General features: G+C 68.8%; 21 protein-coding genes. 3 read left to right on the plus strand and 18 right to left on the minus strand.

Features of this window, described 5'->3' with window-relative positions; genetic code table 11:
• Positions 1–130: 130 nt before the first annotated feature.
• Complete coding sequence (locus MTAB308_RS10020; RefSeq protein ID WP_245831361.1) at positions 131–610, plus strand: Rv3235 family protein; 480 nt, start codon at positions 131–133, stop codon at positions 608–610.
• On the opposite strand, the gene MTAB308_RS10025 is transcribed toward MTAB308_RS10020, so the two are convergent.
• Together MTAB308_RS10025 and MTAB308_RS10030 are read right to left on the minus strand one after the other, a co-directional pair.
• Positions 607–1,746 (minus strand): cation:proton antiporter, encoded by a 1,140-nt coding sequence (locus MTAB308_RS10025; RefSeq protein WP_077099309.1) that lies wholly within the window; start codon positions 1,744–1,746, stop codon positions 607–609. The genes MTAB308_RS10020 and MTAB308_RS10025 overlap by 4 nt on opposite strands.
• A 4-nt stretch (positions 1,747–1,750) precedes the next feature.
• Positions 1,751–2,233: a cation:proton antiporter regulatory subunit gene (locus tag MTAB308_RS10030; RefSeq protein ID WP_077099310.1), complete on the minus strand. Its 483-nt coding sequence runs from the start codon at positions 2,231–2,233 to the stop codon at positions 1,751–1,753.
• A gap of 41 nt (positions 2,234–2,274) precedes the next feature.
• On the opposite strand from MTAB308_RS10030, the gene MTAB308_RS10035 reads away from it, so the two are divergent.
• A complete protein-coding gene (locus MTAB308_RS10035; protein ID WP_077099311.1) occupies positions 2,275–2,739 on the plus strand; it encodes an SRPBCC family protein in 465 nt (154 codons plus the stop codon).
• Here MTAB308_RS10035 and mddA read toward each other — a convergent pair.
• Positions 2,736–3,500 carry a methanethiol S-methyltransferase gene (mddA, locus tag MTAB308_RS10040; RefSeq protein WP_077099312.1) on the minus strand — a complete coding sequence of 255 codons (765 nt, stop codon included), beginning with the start codon at positions 3,498–3,500 and terminating at the stop codon, positions 2,736–2,738. The two genes, MTAB308_RS10035 and mddA, sit on opposite strands and share 4 nt — an antisense overlap.
• A 197-nt stretch (positions 3,501–3,697) precedes the next feature.
• Between mddA and MTAB308_RS10045 the strand changes: the two genes are divergently transcribed.
• Positions 3,698–5,419, plus strand: a complete 1,722-nt coding sequence (locus MTAB308_RS10045; RefSeq protein WP_083746495.1) for an ABC transporter ATP-binding protein/permease — start codon at positions 3,698–3,700, stop codon at positions 5,417–5,419.
• A 21-nt stretch (positions 5,420–5,440) separates the two neighbouring features.
• Here the strand turns inward: MTAB308_RS10045 and MTAB308_RS10050 are convergent, their stop codons facing one another.
• From MTAB308_RS10050 to MTAB308_RS10120, 15 genes are all read right to left on the minus strand, one after another.
• Entirely contained in the window at positions 5,441–6,226 is a 786-nt protein-coding gene (locus MTAB308_RS10050) for an adenylate/guanylate cyclase domain-containing protein (RefSeq protein WP_077099313.1), read from the minus strand.
• A gap of 54 nt (positions 6,227–6,280) precedes the next feature.
• Positions 6,281–7,837 carry an HD domain-containing phosphohydrolase gene (locus MTAB308_RS10055; protein WP_077099314.1) on the minus strand — a complete coding sequence of 519 codons (1,557 nt, stop codon included), beginning with the start codon at positions 7,835–7,837 and terminating at the stop codon, positions 6,281–6,283.
• A gap of 201 nt (positions 7,838–8,038) precedes the next feature.
• Positions 8,039–10,879: a preprotein translocase subunit SecA gene (secA, locus tag MTAB308_RS10060; RefSeq protein ID WP_077099315.1), complete on the minus strand. Its 2,841-nt coding sequence runs from the start codon at positions 10,877–10,879 to the stop codon at positions 8,039–8,041.
• Positions 10,880–10,989: 110 nt separating this feature from the next.
• Positions 10,990–11,682 (minus strand): ribosome hibernation-promoting factor, HPF/YfiA family, encoded by a 693-nt coding sequence (gene hpf, locus MTAB308_RS10065; RefSeq protein ID WP_077099316.1) that lies wholly within the window; start codon positions 11,680–11,682, stop codon positions 10,990–10,992.
• A 312-nt stretch (positions 11,683–11,994) separates the two neighbouring features.
• The gene (locus MTAB308_RS10070) at positions 11,995–12,627 is read right to left on the minus strand and encodes a phosphoribosyltransferase family protein (RefSeq protein ID WP_077099317.1); all 633 of its coding nucleotides are present in this window, start codon (positions 12,625–12,627) and stop codon (positions 11,995–11,997) included.
• Positions 12,628–12,703: 76 nt separating this feature from the next.
• Positions 12,704–13,996: an oxalate/formate MFS antiporter gene (gene oxlT, locus MTAB308_RS10075; protein WP_216823657.1), complete on the minus strand. Its 1,293-nt coding sequence runs from the start codon at positions 13,994–13,996 to the stop codon at positions 12,704–12,706.
• A gap of 382 nt (positions 13,997–14,378) precedes the next feature.
• Positions 14,379–16,133, minus strand: a complete 1,755-nt coding sequence (lpqB, locus tag MTAB308_RS10080; RefSeq protein ID WP_173842180.1) for an MtrAB system accessory lipoprotein LpqB — start codon at positions 16,131–16,133, stop codon at positions 14,379–14,381.
• Between the two features lie 8 nt (positions 16,134–16,141).
• The gene (mtrB, locus tag MTAB308_RS10085; protein WP_077099320.1) at positions 16,142–17,818 is read right to left on the minus strand and encodes an MtrAB system histidine kinase MtrB; all 1,677 of its coding nucleotides are present in this window, start codon (positions 17,816–17,818) and stop codon (positions 16,142–16,144) included.
• Complete coding sequence (gene mtrA / locus MTAB308_RS10090) at positions 17,815–18,501, minus strand: two-component system response regulator MtrA (RefSeq protein WP_007168097.1); 687 nt, start codon at positions 18,499–18,501, stop codon at positions 17,815–17,817. Before mtrA ends, mtrB begins: the two co-directional genes overlap by 4 nt.
• Before the next feature lie 80 nt (positions 18,502–18,581).
• The gene (locus tag MTAB308_RS10095) at positions 18,582–19,214 is read right to left on the minus strand and encodes a dTMP kinase (RefSeq protein ID WP_077099321.1); all 633 of its coding nucleotides are present in this window, start codon (positions 19,212–19,214) and stop codon (positions 18,582–18,584) included.
• A gap of 91 nt (positions 19,215–19,305) precedes the next feature.
• Positions 19,306–20,778 (minus strand): adenosylhomocysteinase, encoded by a 1,473-nt coding sequence (gene ahcY, locus MTAB308_RS10100; RefSeq protein ID WP_077099322.1) that lies wholly within the window; start codon positions 20,776–20,778, stop codon positions 19,306–19,308.
• Positions 20,779–20,838: 60 nt separating this feature from the next.
• Positions 20,839–21,450: a TetR family transcriptional regulator AlkX gene (alkX, locus tag MTAB308_RS10105; RefSeq protein ID WP_083746538.1), complete on the minus strand. Its 612-nt coding sequence runs from the start codon at positions 21,448–21,450 to the stop codon at positions 20,839–20,841.
• 35 nt (positions 21,451–21,485) lie between these two features.
• Complete coding sequence (gene rubB / locus MTAB308_RS10110) at positions 21,486–21,668, minus strand: rubredoxin RubB (RefSeq protein ID WP_077099324.1); 183 nt, start codon at positions 21,666–21,668, stop codon at positions 21,486–21,488.
• Positions 21,665–21,844 carry a rubredoxin gene (locus tag MTAB308_RS10115; protein ID WP_077099325.1) on the minus strand — a complete coding sequence of 60 codons (180 nt, stop codon included), beginning with the start codon at positions 21,842–21,844 and terminating at the stop codon, positions 21,665–21,667. Before MTAB308_RS10115 ends, rubB begins: the two co-directional genes overlap by 4 nt.
• Entirely contained in the window at positions 21,841–23,094 is a 1,254-nt protein-coding gene (locus MTAB308_RS10120; protein WP_077099326.1) for an alkane 1-monooxygenase, read from the minus strand. Before MTAB308_RS10120 ends, MTAB308_RS10115 begins: the two co-directional genes overlap by 4 nt.
• Between the last annotated feature and the right edge of the window lie 74 nt (positions 23,095–23,168).

Below are 23,168 nucleotides of genomic sequence, written 5' to 3' on the forward strand. Positions count from 1 at the left end.
GGCCCGATCGGCGCGGATACGCGCCGGCGCGACCTGTGCCATGATGACCACTGACCCACCCGTCTGCCACTCTCCAGCAGGCGCTTGTGTGACCGTTCGACTTGGAGAGTGCGCGTTGACCGTTTTCGCCGTGACCCCCGTCGTCGACTACGAGCCGCCGCGCCGGGACGTGCCCCAGTGCCGGCCGTCGTCGCACGCACCGCCGCGCCGCCGCGCGCCCGCGCCGCGCCGGGCGTGCAACGGCCAGACGGCGGGGGTCGCCCCCGTCGCGTCCGCGCCGATGCGCCAGGCGGCCGCCTTCGCCGACGCCGCCCTGCGCCGGGTGCTGGAAGTCATCGACCGCCGACGCCCCGCCGCCCAGCTGCGACCCGTGCTGGCGCCCGCTCTGGTGGACCCGATCCTGTCGATCGGCCGCGGGAGCGGCGGCGCCGCGGTGCTGCGCCGCACGCGGCTGCAGCCCTCCGGACGGCGCCGCCCGGAGACGGCGGCGGAGGTGTTCGGGACCTACAGCCGCGGGGACCGCATCCACGCGATCGCTTGCCGGGTGGAGCAGGTGCCCGCCGGCGCCGGGTGCGCCCGCTGGCTGGTGGTGGCGCTGCACATCGGCTAGGCCGGGCGCGACCCGCCCACGTACCGGGCCAGCACAGGGCCCGCGATCGCCATGACGAAGACGTACGACGTCGCCAGCGCGGCGACTCCGGCGATCGACGTGCCCGCCAGCCCGATGATGATCAGCGAAAACTCGCCCCTGGCGATGAGCGCGGCGCCCGCGCGCAGCTGCCCGCGCCGGGCCACGCCGTCGCGGCGGGCGGCGACCATCCCGGTGGCCACCTTCGTCGCGGCGGTGACGGCGGCCAGGACCAGCGCCACCGGCAGCATCGGCAGCAGCTCGTGCGGGTCGACCGACAGGCCGATCGCCAGGAAGAAGATGGCGGCAAACAGGTCACGCAGCGGGCCCAGCACCCGGCGCGCCCGGTCCGCCGTCGCACCGGTCAGGGTCAGGCCCACCAGGAAAGCGCCGACCGCGGCCGAGGCGTGCAGCACCTCCGCCACCGCCGCCACCATCAGGGTGATGCCCAGGACCCGCAGCAGCAGCTGCTCGGAATCGGGGTGTTCGACCAGCCGGCCGAAGTGGTGGCCCCAGCGATAGGACGCGGCGAACGCCAGCAGCAGCGCGCCGACGGCGGCCGCCATGCCGGCGACGGCGCGCACCCAGCCGCCGCCCGACGCCAGCACGGCGAACAGCGGCAGGTAGGCCGCCATCGCGAAGTCCTCGAGCACCAACACCGACAGCACGGCCGGCGTCTCCCGGTTGCCCAGCCGGCCCAGGTCCTGCACCAGGCGCGCAATGACGCCCGACGAGGAGATGTAGGTGACCCCGGCCAGGGCCAGGATGGCCACGCCGTCCAGCCCCAACAGCCAGCCGGCCACCGCGCCGGGTGTGGCGTTGAGGACGAGGTCCACGCCGGCCGACGGCAGGTGGTGCCGCAGGCTGGCGGCGAATTCGGTCGCCGAAAATTCCAGCCCCAACGTCAGCAGCAACAACACGATGCCGATCGGCGCCGCGGTCTGGATGAACTCGCCCGCCGCGGCGACCGGCAGCAGTCCGCCCTTGCCCAGCGACAGGCCCGCCAGCAGGTACACCGGTATCGGGGACAACGCGAAATGCCTAGCGGCGGCACCCAATACGGCCAGCGTGGCCAGGAGGGCGCCGAGCTGGAACAGCAGCGCCCCCGAAACCTGCATCGGCTCAGCCCTTATCGATGATCTGCTCGACACCGGCGATGCCGTCTACGGTGCCGATCACGATCAAAACGTCTCGCGCGTGCAGAATTTCGCCCGGTCCGGGCGAGGCGAGCACTTCCTCGTTGCGCACGATCGCGACGATCGATGCGCCGGTGCGGGTGCGCGCGCGGGTATCGCCGAGCGGGTGGTCCACGAAGGGGCTGCCCGCCACGATGTGGACCTGCCCCGTCTCGAGCCCGGTCACCTCCCGCGACAGCTCGGTGAACCGCTCGGCGATGCGCGGCGCACCCAGGATTTGCGCCATGGCCTCGGCCTCGTCGTCGGTCAGGTGAAAGACCGGCCGGGCCTGGTCGGGATCGTCCGGGCCGTACAGGACGACGTCGAAGTCGCCGCCGCGGCGTGCGACGATCCCGATCCGCTCACCGTCGTGGCTGGTGAATTCGTAGCGGAGACCGACGCCCGGGAGCAGTACCTCCTTGACATCCATACCGTCCATGCTTACCAGCCGGGCGGCGCTAGTGTCATCGCATGGACTCAAGCGCGGTCAGCGTCGAGCGGATCATCAAGGCGCCGCCCGAAAAGGTCTTCGCGCTGCTGGCCGATGCCGCCCAGCACGCCGCCTTCGACGGTTCGGGGTCGGTCAATCACGCCTCGCGGCAGTCGGTTCCCCTCTCGATGGGCTCGACGTTCGCGATGGCGATGAAGGGGCGCAAGGAGACGCTGTTCATCCCCTACCGCACCACCAACACCGTCATCGAGTACGAACCCGACCGCCGCATCGCCTGGCAGACCTTCGGCCTGGGCGGCCTGGTCGGCGGGCGGATCTGGCGCTACGAACTGCTTCCCGCCGAGGGCGGCACCCTGGTGCGCGAAACCTGGGACCCGTCGAGGGACAAGCAGAAGCGGATGATCACCAGCGGTTCGATGCCCGAGCTGACCGCAAACGGGATGCGCGCCACGCTGGCGCGCATCGCCGATCTGCTCGAAAGCTAGTGCTGGCCAACCGTTTCCGCCGATCCACGGCGCGGGCGGTGTTTGAGTGGCACCAGCATGGGAACCTCGCGGCGGTATTCGCGATAGTCGTTGCCCAAGGCCGCGACGAGGCCGCGCTCTTCGATGTGCACGGCGAGCAGGATGTAGCCGGTCATGGCGATCGAGAAGAGCAGATGCCCCGCCGTCATGGTGGGGGCCGCCCAGAACGAGATGAGGAATCCCAGCATCAGCGGGTGGCGCACCAAACGGTAGAACAGGTGAGTGCGAAAATGGAGCTCGGTGTAGGGCTTTTGGCGCCACGCCAAATACACCTGCCGGAGCCCGAACAGATCGAAGTGGTTGATCATGAACGTTGCGCCCAGCGCGATCACCCAGCCCAGCCAGAACAAAGCCCACAGCACCACGCGAGCCGCCGGCTGCCGCACGTCCCAAACGACCGCCGGGATCGTCCGCCACTGCCAATAAAGCAGCAGCAGCACGGCGCTCGACAGCACCACGTAGGTGCTGCGCTCTATCGAGGGCGGCACGATTCGCGTCCACCACGCCTTGAACGCCGGCCGCGCCATGACGCTGTGCTGGACGCCAAAAGCCCCGACCAGCAACACATTCACCGGCACCGCCAGGCCGATGGGTGACGGGAGACCGTGATCGACCGTGCGCGGCACCCACAGGTTCGCCACGAACCCAACGAGATACAAGAAGGCGACGAGGAACAGCAGGTAGGCCGCCGCGCCATAAGCAACAGTCAAGTAACGCTTCATGACCCAAGTGTCGATCGCATCGGCGGCCGAGTATATAGGTCATCTGCCTCATCTTTGCGCGGCGGACGACTAGTCATTTTTGACTAGTCCTCGCGAGTAGGGGCCAGATGGGGCAGATGCCTCATGCGAACGCGGGCGCGGTGGGGCGAAGATCGGCCAAGACCACGCAACTTCGAGGAAAGCACCGGGGCCGGATCATGACCGAATCAACCTGCAAGGCAACGACTACCGAGCGTATCGCTAGACTGTCAGAATCCGGCGGCGTTCGCGTCGACGCGATCGATGTCGGCCGGCGCGTGGGTGGGCGACAGATCCTCCATGAATTGTCGCTGTCGGTGCAGCCGGGAGAGTTGGTCGCCATCGCCGGCGGCAGCGGGGCGGGCAAGACCACCTTGCTTGAAATTCTCGCCGGACTGCAGCCGCCGTCGGCGGGAGAGCTTCGGCACGACGGGCTCGCTCCCCGGGCCCGCGTCAGCGCCGGCTCCGCGATCGGCTACGTACCCCAGGACGACATCATCCACCTGGAGATGCCCCTGCGCCGCACGCTGCGCTATGCGGCGCTGCTGCGGCTGCCCGCCGGGACAACCGCCGCGGAGGCGGAACGGATCGTCGACGAGACTCTGCGCGACCTCGACCTGGCCGATCGGGCTGACGTGCCGGTGCGCGCGCTGTCCGGCGGTCAACGCAAGCGCGCCAGCATCGCCGTGGAGCTGCTGACCCGGCCCCACCTTTTCTTCCTGGACGAACCCACCTCCGGGCTGGATCCCTCCACCGCGGCCGACGTGATGCGCTTGTTGCGGCGGCTCAGCCGACGCGGAATCACCGTCGTTCTGACGACACACGAGCCGGCGGGCATCGACCGGTGTGACCGGGTGGTCTTCCTGGCTCGCGACGGCCACCTGGCCTTCGCCGGCAGTCCGGTCGCCGCGCGGCGCTACTTCGGCGTGGAAAGCCTCACCGCGGTGTACGAGCGCCTCGCCGGCGAGCACAGCCCGCAGATCTGGGCGAAGCGATTCGCGGAAAGCCGGGTGAACCCGACCACCCGGCCCGACTCAAACCCACGGCCCGCCCCGGCCGTCCGCCCCGGCGTCAGGCCTGCGGGCATGGCACGGCAATGGTGGCTGTTGACCCGGCGCAACGTCGATGTCCTCGCCCGCAACCGGCTGACCCTGGCGATCCTGCTCGGCTCGCCGGTGCTGGTGACGGTCATGATGGCGACGTTGTTCAGGCGCGGCGCGTTCGATCCGGGTGCCGCGACCGGCGCCGGCCCGGCGCAGCTGGTGTTCTGGATCGCGTTCGACGGCTTCTTCTTCGGCCTGACGTACGGCCTGCTCCAGATCGTCGGCGAGATGGCCGTCTTCCGGCGCGAACGCCTGGCCGGGCTCAGTGTGAGCGCCTACGTGGGATCGAAGGTGGCGGCGCTGCTTCCGGTTCTGGCCGCGGTGAGCGTGGTGTTGCTGGTGGTGCTGCGCGCCCTCGGCCGGCTTCCCGCCGCCGGCTGGGACGTGTACGCCGCGCTGTTCGGCACGATCGTGATCGAAGCGACCTCGGCACTGGCCCTCGGCCTTTTCGCCTCGGCCGCCGTCTCCAACGCGGCGCAGGCGGCGCTGGCCCTGCCGATGCTGTGCTTCCCCCAGGTTCTGTTCGGCGGCGCCATCGTCCCGGTCGACCAGATGGCCACGCCGGGACGCCTGATGAGCTTGCTCCTGTCGAACCGCCACGCCTTCGACGCGTTGGGTCGCGACCTGGGGCTCGAGCGCTACACCAGCACGCTGCCGGCGATGTCTGCCTACCGCGCCACCTTCCACGGCGGCACCGCCGCCAGCCTCATCGCGCTCGGTTCGTTCGCGGTGGTGCTCACGCTGGCCACCGCCTGGGTGCTGGACCGGCGTTGCAGGCCCGGCGCGGCTACCCGATGACGGCCTTCGCCACAGTGCATTTCAAGAAGCCGCACAGCTTCGGACGAAGACATCGACCGGCGCATGCTGTCCCCGCAGATCCAACGTGCGTCGCCGCATGCCGGCCAGGAGGTCATCGGCGACGCCGCCGGCGACCAGCAACTCACCGCCCGCGGCGTGTTGTTGCATCCGGGCGGCGGCGTTGACGGGGCTGCCGAGGGCGGTGAAGTCGACCACGGCCCCGCCGACGTTGCCGACGTACGCGACGCCCGCGTTCACCGCGACGCCGACGTCCAGCCACGGTCCGCCCGGCGTGCCGTACCCCACCGCTTTGAGCAGGTCCCCCCCCGCCGCGACGGCGCGCTGCCGATACCGGGGGCCGCTGATGCCCCGGACGAAGAAGGCCATCACCTCGTCGCCGATGAGCTTGTCGATCACCGCGTCGTGGCGCAGGAGCGTCTGAGTCGCGGCGGTGTAGAACCTGTTGAGCAGGGCGGCGAAGTCCGCGGCGGCCCGCCCGTCGCCCAGCGCCATGGAGCCGCGCACGTCGGCGAACAGCACCGCGATATCGACCTCGGCTCCGCCGCGCGGCAACGCGTCGCAGCATCGCTCGCAGAGGTTGGGGTTCTTGCGCGAGCGGCGGAATCCGGCAGCGGCGAACAGCCGGCCGACGGGGCCGCCGAAGGGGTTGTTGCACAGCTTGCAGCGCGGCGCCGACGGCAGGTAGCGGAAGGCGCGCCTGGCCCTGACCAGAGACGCGTGCCCGTCGGTGAGCACCGTTTCCCACAGCCCCGGCGCGGACGCATCGGGGGGCGCGATGCTGGTCATGCGGAAATCATCGCTGCCAGCTCCCGGCCGCACATGGGGCATCGGCCCCAAATATCAGGGTCCGGTCGGCGCGCTGCCGGTCAGGCCGTGCCGCGTCGCGTACAAGCTGGCCCCGATCCGGTTGGAGACCCCGATCTTGGCATAGATGTGCTCGACGTGATTGCGCACCGTCTTCTCGGAAATCCAGAGACGCGAGGCGATCTCGCGGTTGGAGAGGCCCTGGGCGACGTGGAGCAGTACCTCGGCCTCGCGTTTTGTCAATCCTGCCGGCCGGGCGGCCCTGCGCGACGGCCGGTGGCCCGCGGCTTCGAGCACGGCCTCGACCGCGTCGCCGTCGAGGCGCCCGCGCGCCGCCTCACCGCGCAGCCGCTCGGCCGCGGCGGCCTCGTCGAATGCGTCGCGATGCGGTCGCGGCTCCGTTGACGTGCAATAGCTTTCGGCGGCGGCAAGTAGGCGGTCGCGGACGGACAGGTCATCACCCCGCAGCCCGTTCGGGTATCCCGACCCGTCCAGTCGTTCGTGATGGCTCACCGCGACCTCGCGGACAGCCTTGAGACCACCGACCCGGGCCAAGATCCTGCCGGTCAGGTAGGGATGCAAATGCACACGCTCGCGTTCCGCGGGGGTGAGTTCGCCCGGCTTTTCCCACACCCGGTTGGACACGCCGATGCGGCCGAGGTCGTGCACGTAGCCGGCGCGGCGCAAAATGTCGATGTCGTCCTGCGGCAGCCCGGTGCATTTCCCGGCGTTCTCCGCCAGCTCGGCCACGGCACGCGAATGGCCAAGCGTGAAAGGGCATTTCAGGTCCACGAAGTCGCCCATCGCCCGCAGGAGCCGGTCCAGCGCGGGACCGCTCAGCGCTTCCCCCGGGTCCGGCGCCAAGCCGGCGGCGGCAGACCACGCATCTTCGTCGTCCCGCAGCAGGTCGCCGGCGGCCGCGGTGAACACCTCGACGACATCGGGGTCGAACTGCTTGCCGCTGCGACGGCGAACCTCCGCCGTCGCGGCCTTCGCGCCGTATGCGCGATGGTGCACCTCGGCGATGTCGGCGACCTGCGCCACCCGCATCGCCACGGGTATCTGGCGTCCGGCGGCCTTGGCGGGAAGACCGCTGCCGTCCCAGCGTTCGTACGCATACGGCAGGGCTTCGCAGACGTCGGCGCCCAGCCCGATCTCCTCGGCGAGCAATGCGGCCGACAGGCAATGGGATTGCACCAACGCACCGAGATTTCCGCGCGCGTCCACGAAGAGTTTGGCCACCAGCTGGGCCCGTTTCGGCAGCGTCGAGCCACGGCCCAGATTGCCCATCAGAAATCGCCGGTACGGTGCGCCGGACCAGTCGATGAAGTGGCTGTCGTGCCGCATTGCGATGTCGTCGCCGAACCACCGCGCGTACTCGTGCGAGTCGGCATGACACCCGATCCACATGACCAGCCCCGTGTAGAAAACGGTGCCGCGCTCACGCTCGCTGAGCCCGAGCCGCTCACCGAGCCTGGTGCCCAGCGCCGCCGACCGCAGCATGTGGTCCATCGGTTGCCCAAGCCCGAGGTCGATCGCCAGCGACAGTGCCGCCAGAACCTCGGTCCGCGACACCGATTCGCCGAAGGGCATGAACCTTGCCCCTTTCTCGCCCGGCACGGTGACGGCGTCGGTGTAGCCAGACAGCGACCGACGCCTGATAAGCCTATGGTAGGGGCGTTGCCGGGTCGCCGAGTGTGCGGCTCGGGGTACATTGGCAGCCGAGTGTGCGGCCAGCCGCACATTGGCAGCCGAGTGTGCGGCTCGGCGCACACTCGCACAGGACCGGACCGGCTAGCGTCGCTTGACCGACTTGGGCGGCTTGGCGCCGCGACCCTGCTGGCGCGCGGCCGCACGCCGCTCGCGGCGGCTGGCGCCACCGGGCACACCGGCCGGCGTCTTTTGCGCGCCGCCTCCGTTGCGTTGCACCTGCGCCGAACCGTCCTCGGCCGGGCCGGAATAGGTCAGGGCGGGGGCCTCGTCATCAATGCCCTTGGCGCGCAAGGTGCTCGGGGCCTCCTCGCGCGGCGCGGCGGGCGGTTCGGCTTCCCCGTCCGGCTGCCCGCCGGCGGCGGTTGCCAACCCCGCGAGCCCCTCCGGCGTCGCCTGCGGGGCGACCTGCGGGGCGGGCACCGCCTCCACGGTGACGTTGAACAAGAAGCCGACCGACTCCTCCTTCATGCCTTCGAGCATGGCCATGAACATGTCGTAGCCCTCGCGCTGGTATTCCACCAGCGGGTCGCGCTGCGCCATCGCCCGCAGCCCGATGCCCTCCTTGAGGTAGTCCATCTCGTAGAGGTGCTCGCGCCATTTGCGGTCGATGACGTTGAGCAGCACGTTACGTTCCAGCTGACGCATCGCGCCCTCGCCCGCGATCTCCTCGAGCTCGGCTTCCCTTACGCCGTAAGCGCGTTCGGCGTCCTCGAGCAACGCGTCGAGCAGCTCTTCGCGGGTGAGGTCGTCACGGTCGGAGTCCGCGTCCGGATGCGTCAGGCTTTCGTGGCTGATCCCCACCGGGTACAGCGTCTTGAGCGCCGACCACAACGCCTCCAGGTCCCAGTCCTCGGCGTAGCCCTCGGCCGTCGCGCCGTCGACGTAGGCGGTGACCACGTCGCGGACCATGTCCAGCGCCTGCTCCTTGAGGTTCTCGCCCTCGAGGATGCGGCGGCGCTCGGCGTAGATCACCTTGCGCTGCTGGTTCATCACCTCGTCGTATTTCAGGACGTTCTTTCTGACCTCGAAGTTCTGCTGTTCGACCTGGGTCTGGGCGCTCTTGATGGCCCGGGTCACCATCTTGTTCTCGATCGGCACGTCGTCGGGCAGGTTCAGCCGGTTGAGCATCGCCTCCAGCGCGGCGCCGTTGAAGCGGCGCATCAGCTCGTCGCTCAGCGACAGGTAGAAGCGGGACTCACCCGGGTCGCCTTGGCGGCCGGAGCGACCGCGCAGCTGGTTGTCGATGCGCCGCGACTCGTGCCGCTCGGTGCCCAGCACGTACAGGCCGCCGGCCTCGATCACCTCGGCGGCCTCCTTGCCGGCCTCCTCCTTGACCAGGGCGAGCTCCTCGTGCCAGGCCGTCTCGTACTCGTCGGGCGTCTCCACCGGGTCCAGGCCGCGTTCGCGCAGCCGCTGGTCGGTGAGGAAGTCGACGTTGCCGCCGAGCACGATGTCGGTGCCGCGGCCGGCCATGTTGGTGGCGACCGTGATGCCGCCGCGGCGGCCCGCCACCGCGATGATGCCCGCTTCCTGCTCGTGGTACTTGGCGTTGAGCACGTTGTGCGGGATGCGGCGCTTCTGGAACTGCCGCGACAGGTACTCCGAGCGCTCCACGCTGGTGGTGCCGATCAGGACCGGCTGGCCCTTCTCGTAGCGCTCCGAGACGTCGTCGACCACCGCGATGTACTTGGCTTCCTCGGTCTTGTAGATCAGGTCCGAGCAGTCGGTGCGGACCATCGGCTTGTTGGTCGGGATGGACACCACCCCGAGCTTGTAGATCTCGTGCAGCTCGGCCGCCTCGGTCTGGGCGGTGCCGGTCATGCCGGCGAGCTTGTCGTAGAGCCGGAAGTAGTTCTGCAGCGTGATGGTGGCCAGCGTCTGGTTCTCGGCCTTGATCTCCACGTGCTCCTTGGCCTCGATGGCCTGGTGCATGCCCTCGTTGTAGCGGCGGCCGATCAGCACGCGGCCGGTGAACTCGTCGACGATGAGCACCTCGCCGTCGCGGACGATGTAGTCCTTGTCGCGGGTGAACAGCTCCTTGGCCTTCAGCGCGTTATTGAGGTAGCTGACCAGCGGCGAGTTGGCGGCCTCGTAGAGGTTGTCGATGCCGAGCTGGTCCTCGACGAACTCCACGCCCTTTTCGTGCACGCCGACGGTGCGCTTGCGCAGGTCGACCTCGTAGTGGGTGTCCTTTTGCATCAGCGGCGCCAGCCGGGCGAACTCGAGGTACCAGTTCGACGCGCCGTCGGCGGGCCCGGAGATGATCAACGGGGTGCGGGCCTCGTCGATCAGGATCGAGTCGACCTCGTCGACGATGGCATAGGAGTGCCCGCGCTGCACCAGGTCGTCGAGCGAGTGCGCCATGTTGTCGCGCAGATAGTCGAAACCGAACTCGTTGTTGGTCCCGTAGGTGATGTCGGCGTTGTAGGCGACGCGCCGCTCGTCGGGCGTCATCTGCGCCAGGATGACGCCGACCTGCAGGCCCAGGAAGCGGTGCACCCGGCCCATCCACTCGCTGTCGCGCTTGGCCAGGTAGTCGTTGACGGTGACGATGTGGACGCCCTTGCCGGCCAGCGCGTTGAGGTAGGCCGGCAGCACGCAGGTCAGGGTCTTGCCCTCACCGGTCTTCATCTCGGCGACGTTGCCCAGGTGCAGCGCGGCCGCGCCCATCACCTGCACGTCGAACGGGCGCTGGTCCAGCACCCGCCACGCGGCCTCGCGGGCCACGGCGAACGCCTCGGGCAGCAGGTCGTCGAGGGTCTCCCCGTCGTCCAGGCGCTTGCGGAACTCGTCGGTCTTGGCCCTCAGCTCCGCGTCGGTGAGCTTCTCGATGTCGTCGGACAACGTGTTGACATAGTCGGCCACCCGCTTGAGGCGCTTGACCATGCGACCTTCACCAAGGCGCAGCAACTTCTGTAGCACAGCTATGTCCCTCTTGGGGTGTTCCCCTGTTGGATGACGTTCTTCTTCGCCGCGCTAGTGCTCGGCGCCATCCATCGTAGGTGACACGCCCCAAAAGCCCGCGAACGTCGTCAGGACAGGCTGATCAGTCCGTAATCGTAGGCGTGGCGACGGTAGACGACGGACGGCCGCTCGGTCTGCTTGTCGAAGAACAAAAAGAAGTCGTGCCCGACGCGTTCCATCTCGTAGAGCGCGTCGTCGACGGTCATCGGCTTGGCCTCGTGCTCCTTGGTGCGCACCACCCGACCCGGCTCCCGGTCGGTGCCGTCATGCCCGTCGACACCGGCGCCGTCGTGTTCGTGCGGCTGAACCGGCTCGTTGTCGAACGCCTTGGCCGGGGCCGGGGCGACCGCGGTGGCCGCGGCCAGCGACACGGGCGTCTTGTCGCCGTAGTGAACCTTGCGGCGGTCCTTGACCCGGCGCAGCCGGTTCTCCAGCTTGTCGACCGCCGACTCGAAGGCGGCGTAGAAGCTGTCGGCGCAGGCCTCCGCGCGGCTGACCGGCCCGCGCCCGCGGGCGGTGATCTCCACGCGCTGACAGGACTTGCGCTGGCGCCGGTTGGGCGCGTGCTTGAGCTCGACGTCGAAAAGGTAGATGGAGCGATCGAATCGTTCGAGGCGGGCGAGTTTTTGCGAGACGTAAATGCGGTAGTGATCGGGGATTTCGACGTTGCGGCCCTTGAACACGACTTCGGCGTTAAGTGTCGGTTCGGCCGGCCCGGTGGCGTCTGCCGGCGGTTGGTCGAGAATTTGACCGGAATCCACGGTAGGCCTTGACATACGTGTCAACTCGTTTCCTTTTCCACGTCGCACGCGGTGCGTGCCGGCTTTTACGAAACGCGCCGACGGGGTGGGAGCGGTTTTGGCCGCAGGCTGCCCGCCGGTGCAAGGTGTCGAATACTCACCCCCTCGCGTATGGCGTTCAACCTGGGGAATCGCGACGAGTGCGTCAGTGGCCAGGAAGCCCAGGATGTTCCTGAAGGTTGTTCTCGACGTTAGCTCGTGTTCGCCTCGGGATGCCACTGATTTGGCACAGCTGTTGCGAGTTCTTCACATCCGCTTGGCAACCGCACAGCCTCACGTTGCCGCGATCGCCAGCACCGCCGCCACGCGCACCCCGGCCGCGCGCAGGATCCGCACCGACTCGCGCGCCGTCGTCCCCGTGGTGACGACGTCGTCGACGACGACGACCTCGGTGCCCGGGCGCCGGCCCCGCAGCACCACCCGGCCCGCGATGTTGCGCTCGCGCGCCGACGTGCCCAGCCCCACCGAGTCGCGGGCCAGGGCCTTCATCCGCAGCGCCGGGGCGACGGTGATGTCCGGGTGTCCGGCCACGGCGGCCCGGGCCACGCGGGTGACGGGGTCGCCGCCGCGCCGGCGCGCCGCCGAACGCCGCGTCGGCGCGGGCACGATCGTCAGCGGGGTCTCGACCATTCCCCACGTCAGCAACCGGTACACCCCGACGGCCAGCGCCAGGGCCAGCGGCGCCACCAGGTCGCCGCGCCCGTTCTCCTTCAGCGTCAGGATCGCGCGCCGGCGCGCGCCCGCGTAGCGGCCGAGCGCGAAGACCGGCGCCTCCGGGTCGACGCGGGGGTTGACCACGTGCGGCTCGTCCGGCCGGACGGCGAGCTCCAGCGCGCACGCCTCACACCAGCGGGTCGACGGCGCCCCGCAGCCGCCGCACTCCAGTGGCAGGATCAGGTCGAGCACATGGCCAGTGTGGCGGCTACGGCCGACAACAGGGCCCGCCTGGCTGAGTCGGTGCGGCACGACCGGGGGTCCCAGCCTAACCTCTCGGTTGCCCGGCGCTGACGAAACGCCCGCGCGCCGGCTTCAACACGAAGACGGCCAGCGCCGCGGTTCCTAGATCGAGCGCAATCGCACACTCGAACACCGGAATCCAGCTCCCGGCTTGTTGGTGCAACAGGGCCGCGAGCGGGCCGCCGAAGATCGAACCGATCCCAAACGAGATGTAGAGCCAGCCATAGTTCGCCGTGGCGTAACGGGTCCCAAAGGTGTCGGTCAAGGTGGACGGGAACAGCGAGAAGATCTCGCCCCACCCGAAGAACACCAACCCCGACAGGAGGACGAACATCGTGGCGTCGTGTCGCGTGAGCAGCCAGAGCGTCATGGCGACGCCCTCCAGCGCGAAGGCAAACGCCATGGTGTTCTCACGGCCCAGCCGATCCGATACCCAACCGAACAACGGCCGGGTAAGCCCGTTGGTGAGGCGGTCGATGGTCAAGGCGAGCGGCACGGCGGCGAGCCCGAACACCAATACCTTGCTCACACCGAAATCAGTGGCGAACGTCGCCATCTGCGACGTGACCATCAGGCCCGAGGTGGCCATCGTCGTCATCATCACGAACATCAACCAAAAGAGCGGCCGCTTGAGCATTTCGGACGGCCGATAATCGCGCACGGTGGTCGACGCGGGGGCGCTCGACGTGTTCGATGCCAGATCCAGCGGCGGCACGTGCAACCCCTGCGCCGCAACGAAACCGACCGCGGCGAACGCGACGCCGAAGAGCCATAGCGTCGACTCCACGCCGCGCGAGGCCAGCGATGAGGCAATCGGAAAAGTGGTGAGGATCGCGCCCATCCCGTAGCCGGCCGCCACCACACCGGCGGCGAATCCGCGCCGATCGGGAAACCACCGGACCATCAGCCCGACGACGCCGACATACACAATCCCCGTGCCGATACCGCCGACACCGCCGTAGGCGAGATACAGCATCGAAGCGGTATGCGCGTAGGAGGCGAACACCCAGCTCAGGCCGGCCAGCAGCGTGCCGATCGAAATCAACCGGCGGGGCCCGAAACGATCGACCAGCGCCCCCTGGAACGGCGAGCAAAAGGCCTGCAACAGCACGAGAATCGAGAAGGTGACCTGCAATTCTGGCAGGGCAATCCCGAGTTTGGCGGCAAGCGGCTTGGTCATCAGCGTCCACACATACTGCGGACTCGATATCGTCATCATGCACACCAGGCCAAGGCCGAGCTGAAGCCAGCGGGTGTGCGCGACGGTCGGCGCTTTCGCCGCTGCCGTGGCCGTCAAGGTGTCCGTGCGAGCAATCACAGCGGTTCTCCGTTTCGAGTTACGTGCCAGCCGGCGGCATCCGGTGGCGTCCGAGAATTCGTTGCGCGGCCTGGAAAAGTCTCAAAACGTTTGACAGGAAACAATTTTCAGATCACCCGAGTTGGCCAGCTGCCAATCTGCCTCGCCAACAGTAGGTTTGGCTTGTTACCGGGACATTACCGACAATGGCCGGCATATCAACTTCGACTCACTGACGTATGAAACGAGAACGCGTGGCCCGTAAGCCGTTGTGGCACAATGGTTTAACCAAACAACATCGCCGGCGGACATAATGATAGATTCTATATATCGGGCGATAACGAGCGGTTCTCGGCGCACGCGACCAGCGCCAGCCGGCCGGGTCGCGCACCTGGCCGCTGCGTCAGCCCGGCAGCACCGGCGCCGCCCCCGGCATCGACAGCCCGGACACCTCCGCCCAGCCCTGCTGGCTTTCGGGCGCCGACGCCGAATACTGCAGCACCCCCTGCGGGCCGGCGACGTACACCGCCGACGGGTTGGCCGCGACCGTCGTCACCGGGACCTGCAGGCCGCGGGACGGGGCATCGGAGTTCACCCCGTCGAGGTTGACGTAGGACACCGGATGGCTGGCGTCGGTGCGGGTGACCACGATGTCGTCGCCGGTGCGCCAGGACAGCGACACCACCGAGTTGCCCAGCCCGAAACCCAGCCGGCGCGGGTACGTCAGCGCGTACTGCCCCGCCTGGGTCTGCTCGACGCCCGCGAGAATCACCTGCCCGTTGATCACCATCGCCGCGCGCGTCGAATCGCGCGACAGCTGCAGGTCGGTGATCGGCCCGGGGAAGCTGGCCGCCACCAGCGCGGAATCCACCGGGATCCGCGCGGGCTGGCCCGACGCCGGTTCCTGAATCGCGCGCAGCACGTTGTTGTTGTCCACCACCACCCAGACGGCGTCGTCCAGCGACCAGCTGGGCCGGGTCAGGCTGTGCCCGTCGGCGGACTGGACCGCCTCGCCGCCCAGGTCGCCGATCCACAGCGACGCCGCCTGGTCCGGGGCGCCGCGGCGCAGCGTCACCACCGACGCCACCTGCCGCCCGCTGCGCGACAGTGCGGCGCCGGTCTGATCGCCCATCCGCCCGAAGGCGCCCGCCACGGTGGTGATGTGCTGCCCGTCCAGCCCGGCCAGCGACCCGTTGACCAGCGCGTGCAGCCCCGCCCCCGCGCCGTCGGCCACGCCCGGGTCGGTGGCCGCGACGTCGGAGGTGGTCCACCCCTCGGCGAACCGGTCATCGAGCGGCGCGCCGTCGGCGTTGATCACGTACGGGCCGCGGATGTCCGCCCGTGCCAGCGTCCAAATGATCTGCGCGGCAAGCAATTGCCGGCTGTGCGGATCGGTGGTGGACAGTTTCTCCAGATCGATGCGGGCGCCGCCGTAGCCGAGCCCGATGCCGTTCTTGCCGCCGTCGGCCCGGGTCACCGGCCCGTGCAACCGCAGCGGCGGGGCGAGCAGGTTGCGCACCGTGTGTGCCATCTCCGGGCGCGGGCCGGCCAGCATCTTGGACACCAGCTCGGTGGCCAGCTGGTCATGATCGGCGACCGCGACGTAGCGGGGATCGGGGACCACGGTCTTGCCGGTCGGGTCGGCGAAGTACAGCGTGTTGCGTTTGTAGGTCTCCTGAAACTGCTGCCAGTCCAGGAACACCCCGTTGGGCAGGCGGTCGATGCGCCAGCCGCCGGAGGTCTTGACCAACTCGATCGGGCCCGGGTCCGGCAGCACCCCCTCGGCGGTTTCGAACACGCCCACGTCGGACAGCGAGCCCAGGATGTCGGCCCGCATGGTGGCCGAAACCCGTTCGGCGCCACGGGTTTCCACGAACACCACGTGGTCGATCAGCAGGGCGCTACCGGCGTCGTCCCACGCGTTGGACGCCGACTGCGTGAGGAATTGCCGCGCCGCCAGGTGCCGGTTCGCCGGATCCGCTGTGGCCTTGAGGAATTCGCGCAGCAGCACGTCGGGATCCATGCCCGGGGTGGGCTTGGGCAGGTTCGACGGGGCCGGCCGTTCGACGGTGCCGATGGCCTGCGGGGCCGACGCGCTGGGCACCCCCGCGCACCCGCCGAGCAGCATCGCGAGGAACAACAGCGCCGGCAGCCGCAGCCCCCGCATCACACGCTCCTCTCGGCGGGGTCGCGTTGGCGCGCCGCACGTTCCGGGGCCGCGTTCGGCTCCGGAACGGGCTGCGGGATGGGCTTGAGCGGCAGCGGGCTGGTGGTGACCTTGTGGCCGCGCACCAGGGGAAGCGTCAGCCGGAAGCAGGCCCCCTGGCCGGGCTCGCCCCACGCCTCCAGCCGGCCCTGGTGCAGGCGCGCGTCCTCGACGCTGATCGCCAGGCCCAGCCCGGTGCCGCCGGACCGGCGCACCCGCGACGGGTCCGAGCGCCAGAACCGGCTGAACACCAGCTTCTCCTCGCCCGGCCGCAGCCCGACGCCGTAGTCGCGAACCGTGACGGCGACGGTGTCCTCGTCGGCGCCCATCCGGATGTCCACCGGCTTGTGCTCGGCGTGGTCGATGGCGTTGGCGATCAGGTTGCGCAGGATGCGCTCCACCCGGCGCGGATCGACCTCGGCGATCACCCCTTCGGACGGCATGTCCACCCGCAGCTCGATGCCGGCCTCCTCGGCCAGGTGGCCCACGTTGCCGAGCGCGCTTTGCACGGTGGTGCGCAGGTCCACCGCCTCGACGGACAGCTCCGCCACACCGGCGTCGTGCCGGGAGATCTCCAGCAGGTCGTTGAGCAGCGTCTCGAAGCGGTCCAGCTCGTTGACCATGAGCTCGGTGGACCGGGCCAGCGTCGGGTCGAGGTCGGCGCTGTGGTCGTAGATCAGGTCGGCGGCCATCCGCACGGTGGTCAGCGGGGTGCGCAGCTCGTGGCTGACGTCGGAGGTGAACCGGCGCTGCAGGTTGCCGAACTCCTCCAGCTGGGTGATCTGCCGGGACAGGCTCTCGGCCATGTCGTTGAACGACACCGCCAGCCGGGCCATGTCGTCCTCACCGCGCACCGGCATCCGCTCGGACAGGTGCCCCTCGGCGAACCGCTCGGCGATCCGCGACGCCGACCGGACCGGAACCACCACCTGGCGCGAGACCAGCAGCGCGATCCCGGCGAGCAGCACCAGCAGCACCGCGCCGCCGGTGATCATCGTGCCGCGCACCAGCTGGATGGTGGCCTGCTCGTTCTTCAGCGGGAAGATCAGGTACAGCTCGACGTTGGCCACCTGCGAGGACGTCGGGGTCCCGACGATCAGCGCCGGCCCCGAGAAGCCGTCGGTGTGCACGGTGGCGTACTGGTAGGCCGCCTGACCGGCCTTGATGAACCCGCGCAAGGAGCCGGGCACCTGGTCGACGGGTCCGGCCGTGCTCGCGGCGCGCGGGCCGTCGCCCGGCACCATCAGCACCGCGTCGAAGGCCCCGGCCAGCCCGGCGCCCGAGGCGGTGTCGGTCTTGGAGGTCAGGGTGTTGCGGGCCAGCTGCAGGCTGCTGTCCAGCGAGCGGGTTTCCTCGCCGTTGACGATCCCGCCGACGGTGGTGCGCGCCCGCTCGATCTGTTCGATGGCGGCCCTGACCTTGACGTCCAGGACCCGGTTGGTGACCTGGCTGGTCAGCACGAAGCCGAGCGCGAGGATCACCGCCAGTGACAACCCAAGCGTCAGCGCCACGACCCGCAGCTGCAGCGAGCGGCGCCAGGCAACCCCCACGGCTCGACTCAACGCACCCATGCCGCGGGTCATGGGGCCAGAGCGCCCCCAACGGCTCCTCGTGCGTCGCGGCGAGCGCCAGATCACGGAGGTCCGGCCTTGTATCCCACTCCTCGAACGGTCAACACCACAGTCGGGTTCTCAGGGTCTTTCTCGACCTTGGCCCGCAGGCGCTGGACGTGCACGTTCACCAGGCGGGTGTCCGCCGGGTGCCGATAGCCCCACACCTGTTCGAGCAGCACATCACGAGTAAACACCTGGCGCGGTTTGCGTGCCAGCGCGACCAACAGGTCGAACTCCAGTGGTGTGAGGGAGATCTGCTCGCCGTTGCGGGTGACCTTGTGCGCCGGCACGTCGATCTCGACGTCGGCAATCGACAGCATCTCGGCGGGCTCGTCGTCGTTGCGCCGCAGCCGCGCGCGCACGCGGGCGACCAGCTCCTTGGGCTTGAACGGCTTCATGATGTAGTCGTCGGCGCCCGACTCCAGGCCGAGCACCACGTCCACGGTGTCGGTCTTGGCGGTGAGCATCACGATCGGCACACCGGAGTCCGCGCGCAGCACCCGGCACACGTCGATGCCGTTCATGCCCGGCAGCATCAGGTCCAGCAGCACCAGATCCGGGCGCAACTCGCGCACCGCGGTCAGCGCCTGAGTGCCGTCGCCGATGACCGCCGTGTCGAAGCCCTCCCCACGCAGCACGATGGTGAGCATCTCGGCCAGCGAAGCGTCGTCGTCGACGACCAAAATCCTTTGCCTCATGGAGTCCATGGTGTCACCAGATCGGGACAAATTCGGCGCACCACACGGGCGTTTCGTGCCCGATACCGCCAAATCGTGACAATTCTGTGCTACTCGGCGGTGAAAGTCGCCACCAGCCGGCCCGGATCGACGTCGGCGTCGACCACCAGCCACCGCCCGCCCCAGCCCGCGGCGGCCAGCTCGGCGTAGACGGCGCCGGTGCGCCGCTGCAGTTCGTCGTCGCGTTCGTAGCTGTCGCGCACCCGGCCCGGCTCGTGCTCGGCGCGGTGCCGGGCCCGGCGCCCGGCGAGCTCGGCGGGGACCGCGAGCAGCACCTGCCAGTCGGGCGCGGGCAGCCCCAGCCGCTGGTATTCGAGCCGATGCACCCAGGCCACCGCCTCCCCCGCCGCGGCCTCACGCAGCCGCGCCGCGCTGTAGGCCGCGTTGGAGGCGACATAGCGATCCAGGATCACCACGTCGTGATCGCGGAGCAGGCCCTCCATCTCGCCGATCGCCCCGGCCCGGTCGAGCGCGAAGAGCATCGCCATCGCGTACACCGACGACGCGAGGTCGCCGTGCTCGCCGTGCAGCGCCTCGGCCGCGACGTCGGCGGTCACCGAGCGCCCGTAGCGCGGGAAGGCCAGCGTGGCCACCGACAGCCCGGTGGATTCGAAGGCCTTCTGCAACCCCGCCGACAGCGTCCGCTTGCCCGCGCCGTCGACGCCCTCGATCGCGATCAGCACGGCGCCGAGCCTATCCGCCGCCTCGAACGTGACACTGCAGTCACGATCGACGCCGGATGTGACTGTGGCGTCACGTTCGGCAGGGCAGAAATCAGTAGCGGTAGTGGTCGGCCTTGTAGGGGCCGTCGACGTCGACGCCGATGTATTCGGCCTGTTCTTTGGTGAGTTTGGTCAGCTGGCCGCCGAGGGCTTCGACGTGGATGCGGGCCACTTTCTCGTCGAGGTGTTTGGGCAGCCGGTAGACCTCGTTGTCGTACTCGTCGTTTTTGGTCCACAGCTCGATCTGGGCGATCACCTGGTTGGAGAAGCTGTTGCTCATCACAAACGACGGGTGCCCGGTGGCGTTGCCCAGGTTCAACAGCCGCCCCTCCGACAGCAAGATGATCGACTTGCCGGTGTCGGGGAAGGTCCACACGTCGACCTGCGGGCGGATGTTGACCTTGGTGGCGCCGGACTTCTCGAGCTGGGCGACCTGGATCTCGTTGTCGAAGTGCCCGATGTTGCCCAGCACCGCGTAATCCTTCATCGCCTTCATGTGCGCCAGGGTGATGATGTCCTTGTTGCCGGTCGCGGTGACCACGATGTCGGCGGTGCCGATCGCGTCCTCGACCGTGGTGACGTCATAGCCCTCCATCAGCGCCTGCAGCGCGTTGATCGGGTCGATCTCGGTGACCACCACCCGGGCGCCCTGGCCCTTGACCGAATCCGCGCAGCCCTTGCCGACGTCGCCGTAGCCGCAGATCAGCACCTTCTTACCGCCGATCAGCACGTCGGTGCCGCGGTTGATCCCATCGATCAGCGAGTGCCGACAGCCGTATTTGTTGTCGAACTTGGACTTGGTCACCGAGTCGTTGACGTTGATCGCCGGAAACGCCAGATCCCCGGCCGCGGCGAACTGATACAGCCGCAGCACCCCGGTGGTGGTCTCCTCGGTCACCCCCTGCACCGACTCAGAGATCCTGGTCCACTTGTCCTTATCGGTCTCAAACCGGCGCCGCAGCAGCTCCAAAAACACCTTCCACTCGCTGGGGTCGTCCTCCTCGGCCGGGGGCACCACCCCGGCCTTCTCGTACTGCGCGCCGCGCAGCACCAACATGGTGGCATCCCCGCCGTCATCCAAGATCATGTTCGCCGGCTCATCAGGCCAGCTCAGCATCTGCTCGGCGGCCCACCAATACTCCTGCAGCGTCTCCCCCTTCCAGGCGAACACCGGCACCCCCTTGGGCTCCTCGGGCGTGCCGTAGGGGCCGACCACCACCGCCGCGGCGGCGTGATCCTGGGTGGAAAAGATGTTGCACGACGCCCACCGCACCTGCGCACCCAACGAGACCAGCGTCTCGATGAGCACCGCGGTCTGCACCGTCATATGCAACGACCCAGAAATCCGCGCCCCCTTGAGCGGCTGCACCTCGGCGTACTCGCGGCGCAACGACATCAGCCCCGGCATCTCCTGCTCGGACAGCTCAATGTCCCGCCGACCGTAATCGGCCAACGACAAATCGGCCACCTTGAAATCAATGCCATTGCGGACCTCAGCGGTCAACGAACTTTCGATCGTCGTCATAACGTGACTCTTCCTTCTTCAGCCTTCTACGGGGCCACTCGGTCTCAAGCGGTACTTAGCTTAGGTATGTTCTTCCGCCACTGTAGCCGCGACCCCATGGCGCTCCGCGAACGGCGTCATCAGCCGTGCCAGGTCCGCCGCCACGTCGTGATCGGCCTCCGGCGGCATCGACACGTAGCTCAGCGCCAGCCGCACGATCGCGCGGGCCAGCACGCCGGCGTCCTCGTCGCTGGTCGCCACCCAGCTCTGGGTCAGCGCCGTGGCCAGCCGCGCCGACGCCCGGTTGATGATCGGCCCGCTGTCGGTGGTGATGATCTGCAGCAGGTCGGGCTTCGCGACGCCGGTCAGCAACGAGATCACCAGCGGGTCGGCGGCCGACTCCGCGAAGAAGGAGCGGAACCCCTGCAAAAACGCCTCCTGGACGTTGCCGACGTTGGCGTCGATGGCCGCGTAGATGCCGTCGACCAGGCGATCGGCCAGGCGCAGGGCGTACCCCTGCGCCAGGCCCTGGCGCGAGCCGAACTCGTTGTAGATGGTCTGCCGGCTGATGCCCGCGGCGCGGGCCACGTCCGCCAGCGTGATGGCCGACCAGTCGCGGGCCAGCAGCAGCTCCCGCATCGCGTCGAGCACCGAGTCGCGCAGCAGGACGCGCGACGCCTCGGCGTAGGGCATCCGCTTCACAGGCGCGACAGTAATGGTTAAGGCGTTCACGGTCGCGCCACTTCCACCATTTCGAAGTCGGACTTCGCCGCGCCGCAGTCCGGGCAGCTCCAGTCCTCGGGGATGTCGTCCCAGCGGGTGCCGGGCGCGATCCCGTCCTCCGGCCAGCCCAGCGCCTCGTCGTACTCGAAGCCGCACTGGATGCAGCGGAACAGTTTGTAGTCGGTCACTGCGTCACCCCTTCTCGGATCCGGCTGAAATCCGGCTTCTCGCGCACCGCGCAGTCCGGACAGCACCAGTCGTCGGGAACATCCTCCCACCGCGTGCCCGGGGGAAAGCCTTCCCTGGCATCGCCTTTCGCCTCGTCGTACACGTAGTCGCAGACGGGGCACCGGTAGGCCGTCATGCCAGGGCCTTTTCGCGCGCCCCGTAGGAGGCCAGCAGCTTTGCGCGCAGCCGCGGCTGCAGGTTGACCCGGGTGATGTCGCCGCCGTAGTGCGCCAGCACCCGGTGGTCCATCACCTTGCGCCACAGCGGCGGGAAGTAGGTGAGCGAGATCATCGACGCGTAGCCGCTGGGCAGGTTGGGCGAGCCCTCGATGCTGCGCAGCGTCTGGTAGCGACGGGTCGGGTTGGCGTGGTGGTCGCTGTGACGCTGCAGGTGGTAGAGGAACAGGTTCGTCACGATGTGGTCGGAGTTCCAGCTGTGCACCGGCGCGCACCGCTCGTAGCGCGCTTTCCCAGAGGGCGAGTCGAGCTTCTGCCGCAGCAGCCCGTAGTGCTCCAGGTAGTTGACCGCCTCGAGCAGGCTGAAGCCGAAGACGGCCTGGATGATCACGAAGGGGATCAGTGCCGGGCCGAAGAGCGCGATCAGCGCTCCCCACAACACCACCGACATCAGCCAGGCGTTGAGCACGTCGTTGGACGGGTAGGTCCTGGGGTCCCAGGGGCTCTTGTTCAGCCGGCGCAGCCGCTGCGCCTCCAGCCGCAACGCCGAACGCAGGCTCCCGAAGACGCTGCGCGGCAGGAATTCCCAGAACGTCTCGCCGAAGCGCGCCGACGCCGGGTCTTCCGGAGTGGACACCCGCACATGGTGACCGCGGTTGTGCTCGATGTAGAAGTGGCCGTAGCAGGACTGCGCCAGGGTGATCTTGGACAGCCACCGCTCCAGCGACTCCTTCTTGTGCCCCATCTCGTGGGCCGTGTTGATGCCCACCCCGCCGAGGACCCCGACGGACAGCGCCACGCCCAGCTTGCCCGCCCAGCCCAACGCGCCGTCAGAACCAGCCGGGAAGCCGAGCCAGCTCAGGTTGGACGCGGTGAACAGGTAGGCGCCCAGGATCACGCTGAGGTACTGGAACGGGATGTAGACATAGGTGCACCGGCGGTAGTACTTGTCGTTCTCCAGCCGCTCCATCACCTCGTCGGGCGGGTTCTGCCCGTCGGGACCGAAACGCACGTCGAGGAGCGGCAGCAGGACGTAGAGCAGGATCGGCCCGATCCACAGCGGCACCTGCGCGGCGGCGTGCCAGCCGAACCGGTTCAGCGCCCAGACGATCGGCAGCATCACGAACAGCGCCGTCGGGGCGATCAGTCCCATCAGCCACAGATGGCGTTTCTTGTCCCGCCAGGCGGTTGCGGGGCTGAGTGCGGTCATATGCCAAACCTCCTTGTGAGTCACACCACGTTGGAGTTGGACATTACCGACGTTTGCGTCTCCTGTCTAGACAC

The sequence above is a fragment of the Mycobacterium terramassiliense genome (assembly GCF_900157385.1).
Lineage (GTDB): Bacteria > Actinomycetota > Actinomycetes > Mycobacteriales > Mycobacteriaceae > Mycobacterium > Mycobacterium terramassiliense.

Coding starts and splice junctions, on each gene's coding strand:
- MTAB308_RS10035 (WP_077099311.1), top strand. CDS start 2,275: ATGGACTCAAGCGCGGTCAGCGTCGAGCGGATCATCAAGGCGCCGCCC.
- mtrA (WP_007168097.1), bottom strand. CDS start 18,501: ATGGACTCCATGAGGCAAAGGATTTTGGTCGTCGACGACGACGCTTCG.
- MTAB308_RS10055 (WP_077099314.1), bottom strand. CDS start 7,837: ATGCCCTTCGGCGAATCGGTGTCGCGGACCGAGGTTCTGGCGGCACTG.
- alkX (WP_083746538.1), bottom strand. CDS start 21,450: ATGCCCTACGCCGAGGCGTCGCGCGTCCTGCTGCGCGACTCGGTGCTC.
- MTAB308_RS10115 (WP_077099325.1), bottom strand. CDS start 21,844: ATGACGGCCTACCGGTGCCCCGTCTGCGACTACGTGTACGACGAGGCG.
- MTAB308_RS10025 (WP_077099309.1), bottom strand. CDS start 1,746: ATGCAGGTTTCGGGGGCGCTGCTGTTCCAGCTCGGCGCCCTCCTGGCC.
- MTAB308_RS10050 (WP_077099313.1), bottom strand. CDS start 6,226: ATGACCAGCATCGCGCCCCCCGATGCGTCCGCGCCGGGGCTGTGGGAA.
- MTAB308_RS10030 (WP_077099310.1), bottom strand. CDS start 2,233: ATGGATGTCAAGGAGGTACTGCTCCCGGGCGTCGGTCTCCGCTACGAA.
- MTAB308_RS10120 (WP_077099326.1), bottom strand. CDS start 23,094: ATGACCGCACTCAGCCCCGCAACCGCCTGGCGGGACAAGAAACGCCAT.
- mddA (WP_077099312.1), bottom strand. CDS start 3,500: ATGAAGCGTTACTTGACTGTTGCTTATGGCGCGGCGGCCTACCTGCTG.
- ahcY (WP_077099322.1), bottom strand. CDS start 20,778: ATGACGACGATCGAAAGTTCGTTGACCGCTGAGGTCCGCAATGGCATT.
- MTAB308_RS10045 (WP_083746495.1), top strand. CDS start 3,698: ATGACCGAATCAACCTGCAAGGCAACGACTACCGAGCGTATCGCTAGA.